The following is a 22,675-nucleotide window of genomic DNA, read 5'->3' as shown; positions in this document are numbered from 1 at the left end:
TCGGATGTCACCTGGGGCGCGGCGGGAGGTGCTACGTGCTCACGGCGTGGAGAGGAGGCCGCTCAAGGTGTCCGCATGACCGGCGGGCAGCTTGTAGAGCGCGGCCGAATTCTCCGCCGAGAACCCGGGGGCGGAGATGGCGGTGAGCTGGAGGATGTAGTGGCTCGCGGGCTTCAGGAGCTCGGGCGGGAGCCGCACCGACGTGGCATCCCCTCCCAGCCAGAAGACGAAGGACTCCGCATTCGAGACAATGCCCCACTCGGCATTCCACTCATACCGACGGAGCCGCAGCCGGTAGCCGCTCGCCTGGCCCGAGGCCGGCGGCTGCCACGAAATGACGTGGCTCCCCAGCGCGAGGGACTGTTGCGAGTAGGCCTCCTTGCCGTCGAGCCGCAAATCACGAGGCGCGAGGACGAGAGGCTGGAGGGGACCGGCGCCCAGAGAGGAAGCGTTTTCGTAGACATCCAACCGAGCGCCAACAACGAGCGGCTCCGTGGTACCCGGGAAGGCGTACTCCACACGGAAGGGGACGCTGAACCAGGCGACTTCACCCCAGGTAGACGGGAAGGGGTTACCGTAGTCAAGCGTGGCGCGGATGTCCGTGTCGTAGCCCATGGGCAGGTTGAACGAGAGCAGTTCGCCGGAATAGCCGACCCACCCGTCCTCCACCCCGTGCGCGGCCGGATGGAGTGCGAAGGCAGGTCTGCCAGCGGTCGCGGCCGGGTGCGCGTCGGAGACATGGGACATGAAGGAGGACAGCTTCCAGTTCAGGGCGAACTGCTTCGAGGGCAGCACACTGAACGTCCCGTTCACCGGGAGGGGCTCACTGCCGTCGTAGGAGAACGGCGGCAGGTGCAGGGAGCGAGCGACGGCGCCGTATTTCAGGGTGCTCCCATCCGCCAGTGTTCCCGCATTCCGAGGCACGAATTGGTTCACCCAGGCCCGGTCTCCACGCGCCTGCTCGAAGCGGTACATGAAAGGATTGGTGAAGTTGTCATACGACACGACCTCGCCACTGACCGACATCGTCCCCGGCTGCAAGACGCGATTGAAGGTGTCGAGGTTCCCCGCGACGTCCAACTCTCCGGAGACGAGCTGCAGGCCTCCAGGTCCCTCATCGGATTCAGGCCAGGGCTGGAGCCCATTGATGTCCAGCCGGGCCTCCGCCAATGCGGCAGGCGCGGTGAGCTCCTGGGCATCCGCCCGGCCAAGCCAGTCGGAGCTCAAGTCCACGCGTCGTGCGGAGGTGACGACATAGCTGCCCCCCCGCCGGAGGTAGTAGGTGCCGTCTGGCACGTCCGCGAACGCATACTCTCCCGGGCTCGCCAGCGCACCGGGAAGGGACTTGAAGGTCTCCCCCTCCAACAACAACAGCTCCACCGAATTGGCGGCGAAGTCCTGCGGGCGCTCCGTCACACCGCTCGCCGTGTGGTTGCGCTTGAAACTGCGCAGCCGGACACTCTTGTCCTCGACGACCGGGGTCGGCTTCTCTTCCTTGTCGCAGCCCACCAGCCCCAGTGTCGCCAGCAACAACAATCCCTTGCTCACCTTCGACATGCTTCTCCCCTCTTTGTGATTCCCATACGTCTGACGGCTTTCACGTCATCCATGGCGGGCGACCAGCCCCCCCCACTGGAGGTGCGCAGCCTACTAGCGAGGAGGGCGTGACGTCGCCGTGACGGCGAACGAACCTCCAGCGCCGGAAGAGCCCGCCAAAAAATCAGCGGCCGGCCCCCTGATAGAGGGAGCCGGCCGCCGGAGTACGACACATCGGGTTTGCACCGCTCAGCCTGGAATCCTTCAGCCCGGGCCTGGCGGCGCCCTCCCCCTCCCGGACGGAAGGAGAAGGGCGTTCACGCTCAGTTCATCCGGCGACGACGGTTCAGCAGACCCATGAGCGCCAGGCCGAGCAGGCCGACCGGGGCACCACCACCGGTGGCGGAGCAGCCACCGTGGTCGTCATCGTCATCACCATCGCCGTGGTCAGGCTTGGCGGTGGCCTCCACGGTGGCGCTGTTCGTGGCGCCGTGGGCATCCGTCACGGTGAGACGGAAGGTGTACGTGGCCTCCTCGGTCACGTCCACGCTCAGCACCGCCTGGTTGGCATCGCCGAGCTGCACGGCCGGACCACCCGTCTGCTCCCACTTGTAGGTGAGCGCATCGCCCTCGGGATCGCTGGAGCCCGAGCCATCGAGCGTCAGCGACGTCTGCTTGCCGGAGACGAGGACGCGGGCCGTGGCCACCGGCGCCTGGTTCTCGACAGGGTCGGCGGGCGTGACGGCAACATCCACCAGGTCGCTGGTGGTCACCGAGCCGTCGCTCACCACCAGCACGAAGGTGAGCGTCTCACCGGAGGCCGTCTGGGGCGCGGTGAAGGTGGCCTGCAGCGTGTTGGCACCGGACAGAGCCACCGGCGTGCCGGACACCTGCACCCAGTAGGCGCTGAGGGTGTCGCCATCCGTGTCGCTCGCCGAGCCGCTCAGCGTGAAGCTCTCGCCCGACTTCACGGAGCCGTCCAGACCCGCGTTCACGGTGGGCGCGTGGTTGACGTTCTTCACGCGCACGGTCACGGTGTCGCTGGCCGTGGTGCTGCCATCGTTGACGGTCAGCTTCAGCACCACCTCGCTGTCGCCGGTCACCGCGGGAGCGGTGAAGGACGGCGTGAGCGTGTCGGCGCCGGACAGGGTCACCGCCGGGCCGGACTCCTGCGTCCAGCTGTAGCTCAGGCTGTCACCATCCTCGTCGGACGCGCTGCCCGTGAGGGTCACCTTCGTGTTCTCCACCGCCGTCACGTCCGCGCCAGCGTTGGCCACGGGGGGACGGTTGGAGCACACGTTGTTCTCCTCCGTCATGGTCGTGAACGGGGTGTTGGTGATGCCGGAGAAGGCGAGGTTGTCCAGCACCCAGCCCGTGAACGCGGCGGCGTTGTCCGTGCCGATGCGGAAGCGGATCTGCACCGTCTTGCCCGCGTAGGTGGTGCCCAGGTTCAGCGTCGCCTTCGTGAACGTCGGGAAGTCCGCGGAGGAACCCACGATGGCCTTCTGGCCCTGCAGCGGGTTCCCGTTCCCGGAGTACGAGACGAGCGTGCCGGTGTACAGCGACTCACCGATGTCCACCCACGTCGCCCCATTGTCCTCGGACAGCTCGATGACGGCGCCATCGTAGTTGCCACTGGCGTCGGCCTCGAAGTCATAGGCGTGATCGAAGGACAGGACGAGCGGCTGGTCGGCGCTCACCTGGAGCGGCGGGGTGATGAGGCGGATGTCGCTCGCCATGCCCATGTTCGGACCGTAGAAGGCCCGGTTGAGATCGGAGAACACGACCGTCTCGAAGTAGCCCTCGGCCAGGGTGTCGTTGAACTCGGTGCTCCAGGGCGGAGTGAGCGCATCCACCGTCTCCGTGGCGCTGGTCGCGGGCGCCTCGTCGTAGTTGACCTTGAAGGCCAGCGAGTCGGTCTTGTCACCCGGATGCGCCTGGTTCTCGTCACGGATGGCGAAGTTGAAGCTGACGGCGCTACCCGTTGCCGCGCCGTGGAGCGACACGGGAATGGACGCCTCGGCCTGGCCGCCCATGGGGATCTCCGGGAAGCTCACGGAGCCCGCGTTGCCCACCGTCACGCCGCGGGTGCCGGAGAACACGGTGACGCTGGTGCTCTTGGCCGCCGTCGAGCCCGTGTTGCGCACGGTGATGATCAGCCGGCCCGTCTCCCCGTTGTCCAGGATACCGTCCTTGTCGCAGGAGCTGGTCGCGAGGTCGTCGTCGAACTCGACAGAGACGATCTCCACGTTCGTGCCCACCTCGAAGCTCTCCACCACGCCCGCATGGTTGGTGGAGTACCTGTCCGGGGCCACCGCGCCCACGCCCGCACCGCGCTTGGCGAAGGCCGCCCAGAGGCGCTCGCCGTCAGCCGGGTCGTTGGCGAAGGCCGCCGCGAGCACCGCGTCACGCGCCTCCAGGTAGGTGGGCGAAGCGGGCGTCATCTTGTACCCGTTGACCAGGTAGCTCTTCATGCGGTCCTGCGCCTCCTGGAACGGATGCGCACGCAGGAGCGCCACGTAGCACTCCCACAGCATGGTGGCCCAGACCTCGCCCGCGTTGTGGACCTCGGAGTTGGGGAAGGAGTTGGGGGAGATAGGCGTCGTGGTCGGCAGCGGCACGCCGTCCATGATGTGACGGAACGTCAGCGCGTTCTTGGCCAGGTCCGCCGAGTAGGTCACGCGGCGGATGCCGAAGAACGTGGAGTCCTCGGAGCTGCCACGCGTCGCGAACTCACCCGCGCCGTAGGCGCCGTTCCAGTTGGCGTTGGAGGGGACGTTGATGTCCTCCGCGCGCGCCATCATCAGCAGCGCGGTGAAGTCACCCCAGCCCTCGCCCATGGACCCGCCCTGGTTGTTGCCCAGACCGGCCGCGTTCTGGACGAGGCGGTTGCTGATGTAGTGACCCCACTCGTGCGCCACGATGGCGTTGTCCACCGTGCCGTCCAGGCTGAGGCTCTCCGCGCGGAACAGCGTCACGTTGAGCCCGGGGGCGGCGCGCAGCTTGTTGCCGTCGGCGAGCGTGATGCGCAGCGCGGGGATGGTGATGTTCGTGGCGTCGCCGCCGATGCCCACGACCGGGCCAGCCACGTTGTCCGCGACGATGACGCCAATGGCGCCCGCCGTCTGCGCGTTCGTCACCTTCACCGTGAAGTTGCACGCGCCACGGTCCACGAGGGCGATCTTCCCGGCCACGTCCGCCGCGTTGGTCAGCGCGGTGCACGCGTCAGTGGTGGAGGCACCGGAGGGGTTGGACTCGTCCTGGGCAATCACCACGTCGCCGGTGACGTTGAAGAACTGCGGACCGAAGCCGGCGGCGACACCCACCTCGTACTCACCCGCGACAGAAGCAGGCGCGTTCGCCGTCAGGTGCGCCTCCTGCAACCCGGAGAACAGGTACATCTGCATGCGCGGGGACGCACCGTCCGCCGGCGTGGACATGTTGGCGTTGTTGATGCCGCCGTGGTCCTGCGCCTGCGCGCGGATGGCGTCGTTGGCCAGGCCGCCGCGACCATAGTTGTCGGTCTGCGCGTTGCCGGACGCCTCGTCGAAGCCCGCGTCGTAGTACCAGTCGTGCAGCCAGTTGTTCAGGAAGAACAAGCTGGTGGTGGCCGCGGCGATCTGGTCCGCGTTGGCGTTCGGCTGGATGTCGAACAGCATGGTCCGGTCGAACACGCCCGGCGCGGTGACCGTGGGGCGCAGGTCGCCGGTGTTGTAGTTGTCCGGCGCGACGAGGTCCGCGTACGCGTCCACGTTGTTACCCTTGGTCTCCGTAGCGCCGTCTGGCAGCCAGGGATCGTTCTGGCTGTAGGGGACGTTCTGGAGGGTCACCAGGGCGGGCGGCACGAACGACGGGGCGAAGGTGCCCGGCGTGCCCGTGGGGTGCGGCGTGGCATTGGAGCCCGAGGGGCCATCGTGCGGCGTGTACGGAGGCGTGGAGTCCGCGAAGACGCGGTAGCTGTACTCCGCGTCCGCCGTCAGGTTGGTGCGCATCAGCAGCCGGCCGTCGACCGCGGACACGACGTAGGAGTAGTAGTCCGAGTCCTTGCCGTCCGGACGCCCCGTGTTGAGCTCCACGTAGTACGCGGGTACCAGCGCGTTGGGCAGCGAGAAGAGCACCTGCTTGGCGCGGGCCGGGATGACCAGCTCTTCCGCCAGCGGACGCGCGTAGGAGGCCAGCGAGTAGTGCACGTACTTGCCGGAGTCCAGCTTGTTCACCTGCGTGAGCAGGCTCCCATCCAGCGTATTGCCCGTCAGGTCCTTGTAGGCCACGGCGATGGCCTCGGAAGCCGGAAGCTGGAAGCGCACGCGCGCGGCGGGCACCTCCGCGGACACGTGCTTGGAGAGGTTGCCGGAGATGGCCACCAGCTCATTGTTCCGGTTGAGCATCAGGTGGATGGACTGCCGGAAGACCTCGATTCCCGCCGCCTCCTGGGTGAGCGTCACCACCTTGACGCCCTGTCGGTTCTGGTTGACGGACGTCACCCGCGCGCCCGCCGACTCGAAGGAGCTCAGTCCGTAGAGGGGAGCGTGGTCCGCCAGCTGCGCCAGCGCGGCCTTCTCCGGGGCCATCTTCGCGAACTGCGCGCTCAGCTTCGAGGGGGCGCCGCTCTTGTTGACCCAGATGAACGTGGGCGAATCCGTCAGCGAATCACGATGCGCAATGCGCGCACCCTTCGCGTTCACCAGCTTGAAACCCGCGGTAGCTCGACCCGCGGGCTTCGCATCCTGCAGTGCATCGTAGTTCGGCAACGTCCGAGCCGAAGCGCCGGCACCCGACAACACCAGCGCCAGCCCAGACAGCGTGGCAACCAACCTTCTCACGTGGGGATGCTCCCTGTTTCAGACTGCTTGGGGGGGGAGCTCCTTTGAGACCTCAACGGGGTGTCCCGGCACTATTGCCGCAACACCCCGTCACTCCACTCCAGGTGGCTCCCAGGTGACGAACCGTCACCTAGGTAAAAGGTTAGTGTCATTGTGCACGTAGGTTCAAATACGACACTTTTTTATCGCCTGCTGAGAGTGGCGGGTCTCACGCGCCCCACTGCGGGGGGCGCACGGATGGGCGGAAACCAACCAGACGACTACGCCTCGGGGGCCATCCTCAAGCCGCGCGCCCTGCGGGCCCGGCGCTCCTCACGGCGCGCCTGGTGGCGAGACACCATGCCGTAGGTGATGCGGTACCCCAACCACGCGGTGGGAACGCCCAGCAGCACCCCTCCGATGACGAGGCCGAGCCCCACCTCGAGCGCATCGGGGCCGGAGAGCGCCCCCAAATCGAAGCCCGCGGACTGGCTCCCCGCTCGCGGAGGGGAGAGCGGCAGGAGGCGGTGCGCGATGGGGCGGCCGACGAGGTAACACAGCCCGTACACAGGAGCGGCTGTGACGGGGTTGTTGATCCACACGCCCGCGGCGGCGGCGACGCGAGAGAGCCGGAAGTGCGTCAGCCGGCGAAGCAGCTCGGCGCTGACGAGGGCCAAGGGAAGTTGGAGGCCCATGATGGGCAACAGGGCGATGAACAACCCGAGCGCCATGCCTCCGGCGATCTCCGCCGGCGCACCCGAGCCGCGCAGCAGTTGCACATGGGCCCGGCGCAGCTTCCTCTTCGAGACCTTCCACCACGGCAACACGGGCCACCACTCTTCGCAGGCCGGATTTCTCCGGGACCGGCGCCAGAATAATGCGAAGCCGGCGCGTGCGCAGGATGTCGTGAATCAGATGGCGTGCAGAGCACCCGGAAAGGGGCGGAAGCCGAGCGCGGCCTCCACGAAAGCGCGCAGCTCCCCGGCGGCCCAGGGCGAGGCGAGCGCGAAGTGGATGATGCTGGCCTGACTGAGGGTGGCGGCCTCCTCAGGACGAAACTTGTTGGACAAAAGAATGCGTGGCCCCGGGTAGTCCCGCTCCACGAGGGTGGCGAGGAAGTCCGCCGACCCCTTCACGTCCGCGAGGCCCAGGTCGATGAGGATGGCAGCGGGGCTCGGCTCCACGTCGAGCAAAGGCAGCGCCAGGTTGAACGTGTTGGCGGGAAGCAGCTCGAAGCCAGGAGACAGCTCCCGCCGGGCGGCGTCACGCAGGACAGGATCATCGGCCACGACAAGGACGCGGATGGGCGTGGAAACGGCCCGTCGGGAAGGGGGCTCGGAAGGCACGGGCGCAGCGTAGCGCTGGGGAAGAACACCGAGCAACGCGTCCGCGCCCCGAGGTGACGGGCAGTGAACCCCGTGCGTACCCGCGCTACGCGCTCACGAGCGTCAGCTCGGTGATTTCAGGCGAGGGCCCCAGGCGCAGCGGCGGGCCCCAGTAGCCGGTGCCCCGGTTCGTATAGACGCGCACCCCGGCGATGGTGGCCAGTCCCTGGATGACGGGCTGCTGCAACTTCACGAAGGCCATGAAGGGGAACAGCTGCCCGCCATGCGTGTGCCCGGAGAGCTGCAGGTCCACGCCCAAAGCCTTCGCCAACACCGCCACGCGCGGCTGGTGCGCGAGCAGCAGGCGCGGCACGCCCTCCGGAGCCCCCGCGAGCGCCATGTCTGGCCGGCACGCATGCGACGGATCCATCCTCCCGCCCTCCAGGTCCGTCACACCCGCCACCGTCAGCCGCGCGCCCCCGCGCTCCACCACCCGGTGCGCATTGAGCAGCACCGTCAGCCCCAGCCGCGCCACCTCGGAGGACCAGGAGGCACCACCATGGTAGTACTCGTGGTTGCCCGTGACGTAGTAGACGCCCAGCGGCGCGCGCAGGCCCGCCAGAGGCGCCACCTCGTCACGCAGCCGCGTGACGCTGCCGTCCACCAGGTCCCCCGTCACCGCCACCAGGTCCGGCGCGAGCGCGTTCACCTGCTCCACCACCCGCTGCATGAACCTGCGGTCCAGCGTGGGGCCGATGTGGATGTCCGAAATCTGCACCACCTTCATCCCCGACAGCCCCGCGCCCAATCCCTTCACAGGCACCGTCACCCGCTCCACGCGTGCCGGGGCCCGTGCCGTGCGAAAGGCAAACAGCATCGCGGGCACCACCAGGCCCACCACCGCCAGCGCCTTGTCCCGCGCGAGCAACGGCGCCGGGCCCACGTGCCGCCACACCCACCCCACCCCATCCGCCACCACGGTGGCCGTCAGCAACAGCCCAAAAGCCCCCATCCAGAGCATGCCGCCCCAGTGCAGCACCTGCTCCTTCCACGAGGGCTGCATCCGCGTGGACGCCATGGCTGCTGGAATGGACGCGAACCCCAGACCCAGCACCGCCCAGCCGAGCCCCGCCCACGGCTGCCCAAGCCCCGGGTCCGAGATGAGCCGCACCCCGAGGTAGTAATGCAGCGCCGCTACCAGCCCCACCATCGTCGTCAGCATCAGGAGGCCGCGCAGCAGGAGGCCCACGGGGACCCTTCCTGGGCGGAGCTCCCGCTGCTGCGCGCTCGCACCATTGGACGGAGATGACACCTCGGCTAGCTCCTTCGCCGGACTGTCCCGGCGGGTCAGGTCTGGGGGGAGTACATAACGCTCACACCCTCCGCTCGCCTGGCAACCGGGCGGACGCCCGCCATGCCCTCCTGCCGGCGCACGCCATCCCCGAGGCCCTCTCCACGAGCGGCCGGGCAGGGGGACGGCACACGGGGACTCCTCCGTCCCTATCCTCCCCGCATGAAACGCTCATCCGCGAAGAACCTTGGTGGAGCGCTCGGGATGGCCGCCCTGCTCGCTTTCGGGACGGCGGCCGCCGCACAGGGGGACGGACAGTACCTCTACCTGCGCACCCCGAACGCCGCCATCACGGCCCGGGTGGACGAAGACAGCGTCTCCGGCCCTCACCTGCAGCTCTCCCGAGACGGGAAGACCCTGCGCGGGAGGGCCTTCGGCCGGACGGTGTTCCTGGGCCTCAATGGCGAGGAGCTGGGCGGCACCGTGGGCAGCACACTCACCCGGTTGAGCTTCGAGAACAAGGACGGTGTCACCTATGCAAGGGGCTCCTTCTACGGCCGCCTTTCGGAGCTGAGCCTCAGCGCGGAGTCACTCACCGGCACCGTAGGCCCGTGCAGCTATGACCTGAAGGCCAACGAGGACGCGGTCTACGTGGGCTCGCGCTCGTGTGGAGGAGGACCGGAGCGGCCCGTGGTGCTCTCCATTCCTCCCGCACTCGCGAAGCAGGGCCTCGCGATGACGCTGGCCACGCTCTCGCTCATCCTGGGCCCGCCGTAGGGGCTGAATGACGGGAGGCGCTTCAGGTGTCCGTACCAAAGAACCGATCACCGAAATCGCCGATACCCGGCAGCATGTAGGCGTTCTCATTCAGACGCTCCTCGATCGAGGACGTCACGAGCTTCACCTTGGGATGGCGCTTGCAAAGGGCGGTGATGCCCTCGGGCACCGTGAGCAGGTTGATGAAGACGATGTTCTCTTCTGGAACGCCCCGCTCGAGCAGCACCTGGATGGCGGCGAGCGCGGACCCGCCCGTGGCCAGCATGGGGTCCATGAGCAGGACGTGGCGCCGGGCGATATCATTGGGCAGGGACGAATAATACAAGCGCGGCAGCTTGGTGACCTTGTCTCGCTGGATCAGGATCTTGCCGATCCGGATGGACCTGCAGATCTCACGCAGCTCCGCTTCCATGCTCTCACCGGCACGAATCACGGAGACCCCGCAGAGCTGCGAGGCGAAGCGCAAACCGTCGTACTTCCTTCCCACGGGCGTTTCGACTTCCCACGACTCGAAAGGCAGGAAGTTCAGGCCCGCTTCGAGCAGCATGCGGAAGATCCGCCGCGAATAGAAGACGATATCCTCCCGGCGCGCGGTCCGGTCGCGGATGATTGAGTGCAGCGCACGCAGTTGCCTCGTTTGAGGCAGCAGGTGCACGTTCTTGCCGAGATACTCTTGAATGGATGGGGTCGTCGTCGTGTCTGTCATGGTTGCGAATCTCTCAACGCTAGGAGTTACTCCGTGGGCGGCTCCTCGAAGGACTTGGGCAGCTCCGGGGTGGTGGTGAATTGCGCGGCCGCGGCGCGGTAGATCGAGCGTCCCCCGGTCCGTTTCCACACCCGTTGCAGAACGTAGACCAGCTTGGGGTTGTGCTCCTCTTCCTCCTCGAACGACCGGGCGGCGATCCGCTCCCAATCCTGACGCATCGCCGGAAGCCCGACATCATCGACCGCGTCCTTGAACGTCGCGTGCAGCGCCGCCAGCTTCGTCCCCCGCGGAAAATCCGCACGGGAGAACATGATGCAAAGCATGCCGATCCAGAAGCACCTGACGACGTCCTTACGTTGCTCCTCGGGAAGCCGGTTGGCGATCTGCTCCATCGCGTGCAGCGATGTGATGAGGTGGAGGAGAACGAAGTTTCCTGGCATGGCCAGGTAGATCAGGGTCGTTACGTAGTACAGCTGCTCCCAGCTGGTGGAGACGTCCTGCGACTCGATCCAGGCCGGGGTCTCGTAGATCAGCGGGTGCCCTTCCTTGGCCATCCGGGCGATCCGGTACTGCAACCCCGACCTCGCGAGCTCGGGATGAATGCCCGCGGCCACGCCGGACGCGGTGTCGGCGACCAGCGCCTCGACCCAGCCATGGAGCGCCTCATGGTCGCCCTGCCAGACGCCCGCGAGGCGAAGCAGGGAGTCCACGGCATTCTCACCCGGGTAGCGGCCGCCCTGGCCCGAGGACGCTCTCTCCGGATGGCACGAGACATACGAGAAGGCCATGTAGGCGAGGCCTTCGATCGTCATCCAGCGGTGGTTCACGTCCAGCGCCCATCCCAGGTGGATGGTGGCATGCGTGAAGGAACCCACCCAGCCAGGAAGAAGCGGGGGCAGATACCGACGAAGGAGCTCGTCCATTCCCAGCTCCTTTTCCTTCTGGTCGAAGAAGTCACAATAGGAGGAATAGCTGGTGCGCTTTCCGAAGAAGCGCTCCCAGTTGTCCTCCGAAATCGTGTGCTTCGAGGTCCGCGGTGCCTCCAGGCCGTAGCCATAGGGCGTCAGCTTCGCGTAGTTGTCATAGTACGCCTTGATCTTCTCCGCGGATGCGCCAAGCCCCGCCAGGGCGACGACCGCATGCTTGACATGGTTGGTCAGATGCCCGTTGAACTCGATATGGTAGGACTTGTCATTCAAGAGCTCATCAATCACTTGGGAATCGATCATTGGGACTTGTCCTTGACGCGAGAGGTTTTTGACGCCCGGGTCAGGTAGACGCCTAACAGCACGATGACGACTCCCAGGCACCGGGTTGCGGTGGGAGCCACGCCCTGGTTCCGGTAGTCGAGCAGGACAGCGGAAATCATCTGGCCGCTGATCACCAGAAGGGAGGCATTCATTGCTCCAAGTCTGGGAAACACGTAGCTGTTGACGGCCACGAAGAGCGCTCCGAAGAATCCGCCGATATACGCCGACAATGGCGCCTCGTGGATGAGGTCGAACTTCCATCCTCCTATCAGCAGAAGCGCCGGCGTGAGGAACAGGAAGCCGATGAGGTGGTTCCAGAGGGAGGCCTTGAAGGACCCCACCTCGGCACCCAGCCGCCCGTTGAGCGCGCGGCTCGTGCCGATGACCGTACCATTGAAGAACGCGAGCAGGATGTAGGCGATCACCGGTTACGCCCTGCCAAAGATGATAAGCGCGCTTCCCGACAAGACACAGAGCGCCACGAGGAAGTCCGAGGGGACGATGCGCCGCTTGGGGGTGCCAAACAGCCCGAAGAAGTCCGACACGAGCCCGAAGAGCACCTGCCCGAGCAGCATGAGCGCGATGGTTCCGGACAGTGTCAGGCCGCTGTTCACCGTGACCGCGGCCAGGATCACCGTGAACGCACCGGGGATACCACCCAGGTAGAACCAGAGGGGTATCTTCGCGCGCTGCTGATCCGTCTCCTTGCCCGCGGAGCGGAAGACCCTCGAGTACAGGACGACGAGGACAAGCGCCGCGACCGCGCCCAGGCCGTGCGCCACCCAGGAGGCGAACATCGGCGTGGTGTGCTTCGCCAGGAGGCTGTTGTAATTGATCATCAACGCGAGGAGGGAACCTCCCACCATCGCCAGCAGCCAGTCCTTCGAACGGCCGATCATCAACGCGAACCCCCGTTCTCCGTCTGGACGCACTTCAGCACGCCGTCGAACGTATCGACGATCCAGGTCGGGCCGGACGACTCCAGCTCCCGCACGTTGTGCACGCCGTAGGTCACCGCGATCGAGCGCATGCCAGCCGCCCTGGCCATCAACAGATCGTGGGTCGTATCTCCGACCATCACCGCGCGCTCGACAGATACTCCCAGCTTCTGAATGATCAACTGGCCCATTTCAGGATGCGGCTTCGGCTGCTTCACCTGGTCCGCGCCGACCACCATGTTGAAATGGTCACGAAGCCCCGCGGCCTTCAACAAGGCGTCGGCGCTCGCGTAGAACTTGCTCGTCGCCACGGCCAGGGAGAGCCCCTGACCGCGCAAGGAGGTCAGCCCTTCCGCGACCCCAGGGAAGAGCAACTGTCCCGCCTTGGGCAGGATGAGCTCCTTGAAGAAGACCTGGTACTGCTTCACGCCCTGGGCCACCAGGCCATCATCCTGCGGAACTCCCAGGAGCTTGCTGAACGCCCGCTCGAGCGGAAGTCCGATGGTCGCCCGGATGGCCGAGGCCTCCTGGGCCTGGACACCCATGGACGCGAACGCCGCCGTGAACGTCTCGACGATCGCGCGCGGTGTATCCACCAACGTTCCATCCAGGTCAAAGATAACAAGGTCTATCATCACGGTCTCCTGGGATCCGAGGTTTTATTGGAGTGACGTTTCCCGGCGGTGCCGGGCGTGCGCCACCGCGAGACGGCCCGCCAGCTCCGCCGTGCTGATGAGAACCGACATGTTGGCCTTGGCGGATCTTCCCTCGGTGGCCTTGTCCACGGCCCGCATCAGGTACTTCGTGATCGCATTTCCCCTGACGCCCTCCTTCTCCGCGGCGCTCATCGCCTTCTCGATCACCGCATCGACCTCCCGGCTGTCGATGGCGTCTTCCTTCCGGATGGGATGGGTGATCAGGAGCGAGCTGTGGTTGCCCAGCGCCCAGTGCCACTCGATGGCGCGGGCGATCATCGCTTCATCATCCAGCCGGTGAGGGCTGCGCAGGCCGCTGGAGACACAGTAGAACGCGGGAAAGTCGTCGGAGCCGTAGGAGATCAACGGCACGCAATGCGTCTCGAGGAACTCCATGGTCAAGCCCAGATCGAGGATGCTCTTCGCTCCCGCGCAGACGACCGCGACCTTCGAGCGGGTGAACTGGATCAGATCCGAGGAGATATCCATGGTCCGTTCCGCACCGCGATGCACTCCGCCGATGCCCGCCGAAGCGAAGAACGGGATGTTCGCCAGGTCCGCCAACACCAGGGAAGAGGCAACGGTCGTCGCGCCCATTCCCCCTCCCGCCAGGACGACCGGCAGGTCCCGGCTGCTGACCTTCGGGATGCCCGGTGTCGATGCGAAACGCTCGATGTCCGCATCCGTCATCCCAATCAGGATGCGGCCGTCCGCGATACCGATCGTCGCGGGAACCGCACCTCCGGCCCTGACGGCGGCTTCCACCTTGCGGGCGGTGGCCGCGTTCTCCGGGTACGACAAGCCGTGGGTGATGACATTCGACTCCAGCGCGACCACGGGTCGACCGGCGCTGAGGGCGTCCGAAACCTCCTCGCTGAACACCATCGGGACGTTTCCATGGGAATTGCGGCGCATCGTCATTTCTCGTTTCGAATCAGGGTTCAGTAGTTGGGCGTTTTGCGCAGCAGGTCCTTGCGGTTCACGATCTCCGGCACGTAGACCCGCTCATTCCAGGCTTCCTTCTCCACGGGCTCGAGGGCGATCGAAATGACTCCCTCGTCGCATCCGAACGCGCTCTTCACGGCCTGGGTGACCGCCGCGACCAGCTCGGACTGCTTCTGCTCGCTGAGCGCCACGGGAAAATACTTGATGTTGATGTGCGGCACGCTGCTCTCCTTCGTTGTTGCTGGTTTACTACCCCTCGGTCCGAAGACGATAGCGGATCATCTTCAGGAGCTCGCCGATGCTCGGCTCCTTGAGCAGGCCGTAGTGATCGGCTTCGAGGTTCATGACAGCCGGGGCTTTCGCCGAGTACCCACTGCTGTTCTCGATGAACGAGTAGTCGTCCCCCTGGGCCTTGAAGATCGTGATCGGAGCACTGAGCTCCCGCTCCGCCAACTCGCGGAACTCATACTTGAACGAGTAGGTCTGCGCCACGATCTTGATGATTCTCTTCACCAGCTCCGGGTCGAGGTTCTCGAACCTTCCGCTGATGAAGGAGGCGAAGCTCTCCTCGTCCTTGGCGACCTTCAAGCACTCGTCCAATACGGGGCCGGTGATGCTCCCCGCGAACACCGAGAAGAGGATCGTCACATAGGCCTTGTTCGTATAGGTCGGCTCGCTGCCGTGGAGAGACGCGTCCTGCACCCGGACCTTCGGCATGCCCGGGGCGATCAGGAACAGGTGCTCCACCCGCTCGCCGGATTGCTCGAGCTGGTAGGCGGTTTCGAAGGCCACCCGCGCGCCAAAGGAGTATCCCCAGAGCGTGTAGGGCCCCACCGGCTGAAGCCGCTTGATGAGCTTGATGTCCTCCGCGGCCATCTCCTTGATGGTGGGATAGGGCGTCTCGTCCTTGTTGAGACCGTGCGCCTGCACGCCATAGAAGGGCCGCTCCGTTCCCATCTTGCTGGCGAGCACTCTCAGGTTCATGGTGTAGCCGCCGAGGCCAGGCCAGCAATAGATGGGGTTCTTCGTGCCCTCGGCCTGCAGCCGCACCAGACGCGAGGAGGACTCGGCGTTTCCACCACCAATCTTGAGCGCGAGTTTCTCGATGGTCGGGCACTCGAACACGACTTGCATTGGGAGCGAGGTCCGGAACTCCTTGTTGAGCTTGTTGATGAGTGCAACCGCGATGAGTGAGTTGCCCCCGGACTCGAAGAAGTCGTCCTGCACGGAGACGCTGTCCCGCTTCATCTCCTTCTTCCAGAGGACGCTGATCCGCTCCTCGATCGCCGTCCGCGGCGCGACGAACGGGCGCTCGACGAACTCCACATTCGTCTTCTCCAGCGCCTTGAAATCGATCTTCCCGTTGGCGGTGAGGGGCATCTTGTCCAGGATGATGACCCTGTTGGGCACCATGTAGTCGGGCAGGAAGTTGACCAGGTCATCCTTGATCAGCTCCGCGGGCCCCTTCATGTGGACGGAGTCTTCCTTCATGCCCTCGCTGAGCATCTGCTCCTGGCTGACGCGGCCACCGACGAAGAAGTAGGAAGGCCCCGCTTCCCGGCCGCAAGCCTTCAGGATGCTCTCCATCCTCTTCGCCGACGGCAGATCGTTGCCGGACTTGGAGCTATACCCCGAGGACATGAACCCGAACTGGAGGTCGTTCATCTGCAGGTGCTGGAGCTTCCTGCCGAGCTCGACGTATCGCATCCAGTCCTTGCGGGTCTTGCTGATCACCGTGATTCCAACGCTCGCGTCCTCGTAGACCCGCTGGTTGATGGCGATCACATGCTTCTTCAGGACGAGCTCGTCCGAGATCTTCTCCAGACCGCCATCCTTGTATTGGTATTGACCCGCCGGCAGGTCGGCGATCCTTCCAGGGTGGGCCTGGACGTAGAGCTCGAGCGAGTCGTCCGGCCGCGTCCCCGCATACGGGACGAGCTCGAACGTACCGAGGTAGTAGTCCTCGTCGGCGCACTCCAGGTTGGCCCTCGTGCTGGGCGCGTACTCGAGGTCCCGGATGTCCAGCCCATAGCGGGGGAGGACCTTCTCGAACAAACCGACCATGTGGCCGGTTTCGATCTCGAGGACCTCTTGGATGTTGTTCTTGTAAACAGGCTGGATCGCCCGCTTCTTCCCCATGAAGTGGATCTTGACCTGCGCCGTGGCCTGCCCGGCCTTCTCCCGGATGAGGATCAACTGGTGGTGCACGGGGTGGTAATAGTAGTACCCCGGCTTCAGACCCCCGATCTGGTCCAGCTCGAAGTACATCTGCGTCGCGCACAGCGCCCCTGGCGACGCATAACCGTACTTCGGCAACAGCCGCTCTTCACTGAGGTACTGCCCGAAGTAGCGCAGGAGCTCTCCGAAGTCGTTGAAGCTCAGTGCATCCAGGCCGCGGGAGAACGTGCCCGTGACCTGCTCTCCGAGCAGCCGCAGGAGGTCTTCTTTCTTGACGTCTCCGCCCTCGTAGAACCGGTACGTCTTGCGCGCGAACACCAGGCGCCGCTGTTCCTGGGTGGGTGTCTTCCCGGGGAGGTCGACCACCTCCTTGCCGGCGAGCTCCCCGATGTCCCGGCACCCCATGTTCGACAACTGCGCCTTGACCTGGAGCTTGCTCTTCTTCGACTGGTGGTGGGCGCCATGATTGCCCTGATCCATCAGCGCGGCTTCCTTCGGGTTCAGCTCGATGAAGGAGATCAGGTTCTGGAAGCCGGTGTGGGGGTCGTTCTTGATGATGACCGCCGCGTTCTTGACCCATTCATGGGTCTCGATGGCCACCCGGATCTCATCCAACTCGACGCGGAAGCCCCGCAGCTTCACCTGGTTGTCCGTGCGGCCGGCGAACTGGACGGAGCCATCGGCGTTCCAGAAGGCCAGGTCGCCGGTCTTGTACAGCCGGGTGTGCCGGGGATCCGTGCGGAACGGGTTGTCGATGAACCTGTCCGCGGTCAGGTCCGGCCGGTGCAGGTAGCCGCGCGCGAGCTGGACTCCACCGATGAACAGTTCGCCGATCTCCCCCACGGCCACCGGCGCGCGGTTCTGGTCGAGAATGTAGTACTGCGTATTGTGCACGGGCACGCCGATCGAGATCGTATTCGGACCGTTCTTGACGGTCGTCCGATCGACGGTGAAGGCAGACGAGTTGATGGTGCACTCGGTCGGGCCGTAGAGATTGACCAGCTCGCACTTCGGCATCGCCTTGAGGCATTGGAGCGCGAGGTTCCTGGAAAGGGCTTCCCCTCCACTGAAGATCTGCGTGAGCGACTCGCACGAGTGCAGCTCCTCGGTGTCCAGAAGGGCCTGCAACAAGGTCGGGACGCACTGCAACGTGGTCACCTTGTGCCGGGCGATGGTCTCGATGAGTCTGCCGGGATCCCGGTACACGCCGGGGCCGCCCATGATGACCCTGCTGCCGCAGCTGGGAGCCAGGATCTCCCATTGGGCCGCGTCGAAGCTCATGGGGGTCTTCTGGAGGACGACCTTCTCCCCATTCAGCTGGTAGACGGTCTTCAGCCAGTGCATCTGGTTGACGATGCTGCGATGCTCGATCATCACCCCCTTCGGCCTACCCGTGCTACCGGAGGTGTAGATGATATACGCCAGGTTGTTCGGGCGCAGGCCGGTGTCGAGCACACGCTGGCCGGGCTTCGTGTTGGCGCGGGCGAACTCCGCCGCATCGTTCAGGGTGACGATCCGGGTTCCCCGCGGCGCCAGCTCCGCCAGCCGCGTCTTGAGCCTCTCCTGGGAGAAGATGACCTTCGCACGACTGTCCTCGAGCATGTAGCGCAGTCGTTCCTCGGGGTACTCCGGCGACAGCGGCAGATAGGCGCCGCCGGAGGACAGGATTCCCCAAGCGCCCACCATCAAGTCGATCGATGGCTCGACGAACATCCCGACGCAGTCATCCAGTGCGACGCCGAGATGTTGCAGGTAGACCGCGAGCTCCGAGCTACGCTCCGCGAGTGCGTGGTAGGTGAGGATTTCATCCTCATAGACAACCGCCACGCTCTCGGGCCGCGCCCGCGCCTGCTCCCAGAGTAGCTCCGGGAGGCACTTGTCCATGGGAAATTCCCGCCTCGTTTCGTTGAACTTCCTCGTGACCAGATTCTTCTCTTCCGGCGAGAGCAGGCAGATGCCGTTGGTTCGCGAATCGGATCCACCATTGACAGTCACAGCATGACTGTTCGCCAAGGCGTCTTCCTTCAACACCAAAGAATTGCTCTTCATTTGGGATTCCCCTGGTCCAAGGGTCGAGCACGGACAACTCACTTCGCGGCTCAATACCGTTGGAATGAAGCTCGGACACCAGATGTCCAGGCGCAAAGACTCAGGCGGCGCGCTTGCCATTACAGCTCGCCGCGAAAATCATCTGAATTCGTTTTTGATCAACTCTCAAATCGAGAGCATTTTATCAATGCACATATCTGTGGCGATCGAGTCTCACGCGGGTGACGTCAGGCCGTCCAACCCACGACGGGCCCACGCGCTTCCTCGTACCTCATGCTGTTCGAGGACGTTCTCTGCCTCGCGCGGAGAGCACATCCTCTCCACGAGGCTCACCCGGACGAGGCGGCCCTACCCGAGTCGCTTCCGCTCTAACACATGGTGTGGATGCTACACCGGGAGTGCGCGCCAGAGCGCAGAAGGACCCGCGAACCAATCCACTCCGAACAACTGGTATCATCCCTCAACGAGTACTGCAGATCCTTCCTCCCTTGGAACCGGCTGGCTGTCTCTCTCGTATGTTGCGGTGCGGATTTCGGTCCCATCTCGACTCTCTCGTCTCCGCGAATGCGGCTTACTGCCCGCTGCGTCATAACATGTTCATAACCGGAAAAACATATTTTTGTTGTTTTCACGGCGTTACTCAATTTCACCAGAGTTAAATGGGCACAACGGTGCCGTCTCCAGCCGGACCCGCGGGAGCGGAGTTGCCAGGAGTGGTTGATTTGACAATCAATTCCGCTCCAGATCGCTACTTTCCACGATGGACATTTCCCGCGCGTTACATTGACCGCCCAGCCGGGTCCAAACAGGTGCTCCCCGGCGCTTCGCGGGTGGAGTCTGTCTGGCAGAGCCGGCCGAAGCGTCCCCGCTCGCGAGACTGTTCCGCCTCCCACTTCCGAGGTGGAGAGGAAGAGGCGGAAATGTGACGGCTCCGGCGGGATGAAGGAGTGCGGACGCACCACGGGGGGCTGCCCGCCTCCTCTCCAGGCCGACAACCCCCCTCGAACCGCTCAGCCGGGTCCAAACGGGTGCTCCCCGGCGCTTCGCGGGTGGAGGCTGTCCGGCGGGGATGGCGGGCGCCTGACCACGGGCCCGGCGCTACGTCTCCGTGACATCCCCGTGCGAGAGCGCCGGCCACGGCTCCTCTGGCGCTGTGCCATGGGCGCTCTTCCCGGTGCTCGTCGCCTCCTCGTCGCCTCGCGACGACTGCCGCGATAGTAGAGTGGGCCGCTCAGATGACTCTTGGAGGCACGACGGTGGATGAAAATCGGGTCGATTCTCACGGCGGCGGCATGCAACAGATCGTCGAGTTCATTCTGGAGCTGGACAAGCTCAAGGGGGTGACACGCAAGACCCGTCCGCTGGGCCTCGAGCGCTACGAGAACTCCGCGGAGCACAGCTGGCAGATCGCGCTGATGGCCACCTCGCTGGCGCACCATGCCGGGACCGCCGTTGATATCAACCGGGTGGTCGGCATGCTGTTGGTGCACGACATTGGCGAGATCGATACCGGAGACACCCTGGTGTATGCCGAGGGAGGCTGGGAGGAGCGCAAGGCGGCCGAACTGGCGGCGGTGAAGCGGATTTTCGGGATGCTGCCGGAACAGCAAGGCGCGCCATTCCTGGCGCTGTGGCGCGAGTTCGAGCAGGGAGAGACAGCGGAGGCCCGTTTCGCCCATGCCGTGGACCGGGCCATGCCGGTATTGCTGAACCTGGCCAACGAGGGTCAAAGCTGGCGCGAGAATGGTGTCAGCCATGAGCGCGTGGTTCGCCGTATTGCTCCGCCGATCAAGGCGGGCTGTCCAGCCCTGTGGAACTATCTGGAAGTCCGGCTCGAAGAGGCTCGCCAGAAGGGCTGGTTCGGTGCCTGAGGAGCTGAGCCGTCGCCAGCGGGTACGCGGTACGAGGTGGAGCCCGGCCCATCATCGAGAGAGTCCTCCATATTCACCTTCAACGGGAGGACGCGCGGGAGTCTCGCCCGAGGTCCGCCCCAGCGCGGGTTGTCGCTCGAGCAAACGTGGCAGACGTAGACGTACGCTGGTTCCCTCCCCCTCTCGGCTCTCCAACTCCACCCGCCCCCCATGTTGCAGGACGATGCCCCGAGCCAGAAACAACCCCAGGCCCAGTCCTCCGCGATCGTGGGGCGTGCCTGCGTGGGCGCGGTAGAAGCGCTCGAATACCCGGTCCCGTTGTTCCGTCGGAATGCCGATGCCCTTGTCATGAATGGAGAGCTCCACCTCGTCACCGTCCAGGGAGAGGGCCACCTCCACCTCCTGGCCCCCGGGTGAGTAGCGCGCGGCATTGTCGAGCAGCTCGGAGAGCACCTGCTGCAGCCGCGCGCGATCTCCGAAGACCCACGCCTCCGGGTGCGGCTGGAGGTGGATGGGATTGTGCGGGTGATTGGCGGCGGTTCGCGCGGTGGCGACCTCCACCAGCGACCCCAACTCCACCCACTCCTTCTCAAAACGCAACTGACCGCTCTGAAGTTGCGAGGCATCGAGCAGCGTCCGTACCAGCCGATCCATGCGATCCACGCCGCGGCAGAGGCCCTCGAGCAACCGGCCCAGGGCGGAGGAGGCGCTTTCCGTACGCCGGGCGATCTGCGCGAAAGACTTCATCACCGTCAGGGGAGTCTTCAGCTCGTGCGCGGCCATCCTCACGAAGTCGCCCTGGAGGCGCTCCAGCTCAATGGCCTGGGTGATGTCGCGCGCCACCGACACGGCGGCGACGACTCGGCCCGATTCGTCGCGGATGGGTGCCGAGTTCAGCCGGAGGACGAGCTGCTGAGGTTCTTGGGGCGCGGTGATGATCAGCTCCGTGTCGCTCACCTGCTCGCCCCTCAGGGACCGGACCATGGGCAGGGCGTCGTAGGGAATGTCCTGCCCATCCAGCCCCCGGGGGTGGTGGTGCGGATACACGGTGTCCAGCCGAGTCCCATCGTGCGCAGCCTGCCCGAAGAGCGTCAGCGCGGCTCGGTTGGCAAGGGTAATGACTCCCTCGGCATCGGTCACGACGACGGCGTCGACCATGCCTTCGAGGATGGCTTGGAGCTCCGCCGAGCGCTGTCGTACCTGGGCAAGCAGCCTCTGCCGCTCTTCCTCCTGACGCTGGCGCTCGGCGAGCGTGCGCAGCAGGGAGCGGTTCCTTTCCGAGCGAGCCATCGCCATGCCGCTCGCCCCCAGCCCCATCCAAAGCATCACGCACAGGGCTACCACCAGCCTCCGCTGTCGGCTCACGCCCTTGAAGAGCACACGTTCGTCCGTTGAAGCGAAGACCCTCCAGCCCGCCTGGGGGACGCTTACCTCCGTGAGGTACCGCCCTCGGTCCAGTCCCTGCTCCTGTTCCCACGTCCGCAGATCTGCGAGGGAGAGTTCGCACAAACACCGCACGGGTCTGCCCCGCGCACGTGCCCAGGCGAGCAACTGCTCCTCCTGCGGGTGGGTGAGGAGCGCGCCAGCGGGGCTGGCAACATAGAAGGTCTCCGAGGGAGAGCCGTTGGCATGGCGGACCATGTCCCGCTGCTGAGGGAGGTGGAGGTCCACACTGACAACCCCGCGCAGCCGGCCCTGGTCGTCGAAGAAGGCCCTCGAGAGCGTCTCGTACGCCTGGTCCACTTCAACGTAGGGCTCGGAAATGACGATGCGGCCTTCTTTCTCGCGCGCCTGCCGGTACCAGGACTGCTGGAAGTAGTCGTAGGCAGGCGTGGACCACTCATAAGTGAGGATTGGAGGACCTCCACGCCTCGCCACGTCCCGGTGGACGTATGGCCCCAGATAGCGCACCCCTGGCACGAGCTGACCGGGCTCGAACCACACCCCGAGCCCATACACGGAGCTCTCTGGCGCGGAGACCAGCATGCGGCGCAGCAAGTCCTCGAGCTCGCGCTGCTCCTGGTGGGAGCCCGCGAGCACAGCCAGCGTGTCCCCGAGTTGCTCGGCGCCACGGAGTGTCGCGTCCAGCTCCGAAGCCAGCTCCTGGGTGCGGGCATGGTGTTGGGCAAGGGCCTCTTGCTCCAGGCCGTGGCGAGCCCTCCTATCAAAATCGAGCAGTCCAATCGTGAGCAGCACCCCTACCGCCACAGTCAGCAGCAGGGCGAGCGAGAGCGACCAGCGCGCGGTTGCTTTCTCGCGGCCCGAGGAAGAGCGGTTGTGGATGCGAAACAGGTCGATGAGTGTCCTCCAGT

Annotated in this window: 16 protein-coding genes; 2 read left to right on the top strand and 14 right to left on the bottom strand. The window is 65.4% G+C overall.

All coding sequences use genetic code 11. From position 1 onward, the window contains the following. Nucleotides 1-39: 39 nt before the first annotated feature. The 5 genes from F0U60_RS04185 to F0U60_RS04165 form a co-directional block, all read right to left on the bottom strand. The gene (locus F0U60_RS04185; protein WP_395814188.1) at nucleotides 40-1,557 is read right to left on the bottom strand and encodes a fibronectin type III domain-containing protein; all 1,518 of its coding nucleotides are present in this window, start codon (nucleotides 1,555-1,557) and stop codon (nucleotides 40-42) included. Nucleotides 1,558-1,859: 302 nt separating this feature from the next. Next, on the bottom strand, nucleotides 1,860-6,359 hold the full coding sequence (locus F0U60_RS04180) for a myxosortase-dependent M36 family metallopeptidase (protein WP_395814185.1): 4,500 nt from the start codon (nucleotides 6,357-6,359) through the stop codon (nucleotides 1,860-1,862). A 260-nt stretch (nucleotides 6,360-6,619) separates the two neighbouring features. Continuing rightward, nucleotides 6,620-7,165 (bottom strand): DUF2062 domain-containing protein, encoded by a 546-nt coding sequence (locus F0U60_RS04175; protein WP_395814182.1) that lies wholly within the window; start codon nucleotides 7,163-7,165, stop codon nucleotides 6,620-6,622. 84 nt (nucleotides 7,166-7,249) lie between these two features. Beyond that, entirely contained in the window at nucleotides 7,250-7,627 is a 378-nt protein-coding gene (locus F0U60_RS04170) for a hypothetical protein (protein ID WP_395814178.1), read from the bottom strand. A 142-nt stretch (nucleotides 7,628-7,769) separates the two neighbouring features. Beyond that, a complete protein-coding gene (locus F0U60_RS04165) occupies nucleotides 7,770-8,885 on the bottom strand; it encodes a metallophosphoesterase (protein WP_395825963.1) in 1,116 nt (371 codons plus the stop codon). Between the two features lie 333 nt (nucleotides 8,886-9,218). Here F0U60_RS04165 and F0U60_RS04160 point away from each other — a divergent pair, with 333 nt between their 5' ends. Continuing rightward, on the top strand, nucleotides 9,219-9,731 hold the full coding sequence (locus F0U60_RS04160; protein WP_395814175.1) for a hypothetical protein: 513 nt from the start codon (nucleotides 9,219-9,221) through the stop codon (nucleotides 9,729-9,731). A gap of 22 nt (nucleotides 9,732-9,753) precedes the next feature. Here F0U60_RS04160 and upp read toward each other — a convergent pair whose 3' ends face one another. The 8 genes from upp to F0U60_RS04120 are packed head-to-tail and all read right to left on the bottom strand — an operon-like array spanning nucleotide 9,754 to nucleotide 18,327. Beyond that, nucleotides 9,754-10,437, bottom strand: coding sequence for a uracil phosphoribosyltransferase (upp, locus tag F0U60_RS04155; RefSeq protein WP_395814173.1), 684 nt, complete (start codon nucleotides 10,435-10,437; stop codon nucleotides 9,754-9,756). A gap of 26 nt (nucleotides 10,438-10,463) precedes the next feature. Then, on the bottom strand, nucleotides 10,464-11,666 hold the full coding sequence (locus F0U60_RS04150) for a questin oxidase family protein (protein WP_395814171.1): 1,203 nt from the start codon (nucleotides 11,664-11,666) through the stop codon (nucleotides 10,464-10,466). Next, complete coding sequence (locus F0U60_RS04145; RefSeq protein WP_395814169.1) at nucleotides 11,663-12,112, bottom strand: DMT family transporter; 450 nt, start codon at nucleotides 12,110-12,112, stop codon at nucleotides 11,663-11,665. Before F0U60_RS04145 ends, F0U60_RS04150 begins: the two co-directional genes overlap by 4 nt. Before the next feature lie 3 nt (nucleotides 12,113-12,115). Next, nucleotides 12,116-12,586, bottom strand: coding sequence for a DMT family transporter (locus F0U60_RS04140; RefSeq protein WP_395814167.1), 471 nt, complete (start codon nucleotides 12,584-12,586; stop codon nucleotides 12,116-12,118). Next, the gene (locus F0U60_RS04135) at nucleotides 12,586-13,260 is read right to left on the bottom strand and encodes an HAD family hydrolase (RefSeq protein ID WP_395814165.1); all 675 of its coding nucleotides are present in this window, start codon (nucleotides 13,258-13,260) and stop codon (nucleotides 12,586-12,588) included. Before F0U60_RS04135 ends, F0U60_RS04140 begins: the two co-directional genes overlap by 1 nt. 24 nt (nucleotides 13,261-13,284) lie before the next feature. Further along, nucleotides 13,285-14,241 carry a pseudouridine-5'-phosphate glycosidase gene (locus F0U60_RS04130; protein ID WP_395814163.1) on the bottom strand — a complete coding sequence of 319 codons (957 nt, stop codon included), beginning with the start codon at nucleotides 14,239-14,241 and terminating at the stop codon, nucleotides 13,285-13,287. Between the two features lie 20 nt (nucleotides 14,242-14,261). Continuing rightward, nucleotides 14,262-14,486: a tautomerase family protein gene (locus F0U60_RS04125; protein WP_395814161.1), complete on the bottom strand. Its 225-nt coding sequence runs from the start codon at nucleotides 14,484-14,486 to the stop codon at nucleotides 14,262-14,264. A gap of 28 nt (nucleotides 14,487-14,514) precedes the next feature. Continuing rightward, entirely contained in the window at nucleotides 14,515-18,327 is a 3,813-nt protein-coding gene (locus tag F0U60_RS04120; protein ID WP_395814159.1) for an amino acid adenylation domain-containing protein, read from the bottom strand. A gap of 1,421 nt (nucleotides 18,328-19,748) precedes the next feature. On the opposite strand from F0U60_RS04120, the gene F0U60_RS04115 reads away from it, so the two are divergent. Further along, nucleotides 19,749-20,363: an HD family hydrolase gene (locus F0U60_RS04115; RefSeq protein WP_395814157.1), complete on the top strand. Its 615-nt coding sequence runs from the start codon at nucleotides 19,749-19,751 to the stop codon at nucleotides 20,361-20,363. Nucleotides 20,364-20,414: 51 nt separating this feature from the next. Here the strand turns inward: F0U60_RS04115 and F0U60_RS04110 are convergent, their stop codons facing one another. Then, complete coding sequence (locus F0U60_RS04110; RefSeq protein WP_395814155.1) at nucleotides 20,415-22,559, bottom strand: ATP-binding protein; 2,145 nt, start codon at nucleotides 22,557-22,559, stop codon at nucleotides 20,415-20,417. Between the last annotated feature and the right edge of the window lie 116 nt (nucleotides 22,560-22,675).

Source organism: Archangium minus, from assembly GCF_044360475.1.
GTDB lineage: Bacteria > Myxococcota > Myxococcia > Myxococcales > Myxococcaceae > Archangium > Archangium minus.
This window is presented reverse-complemented; position numbering and strand designations above follow the sequence as displayed.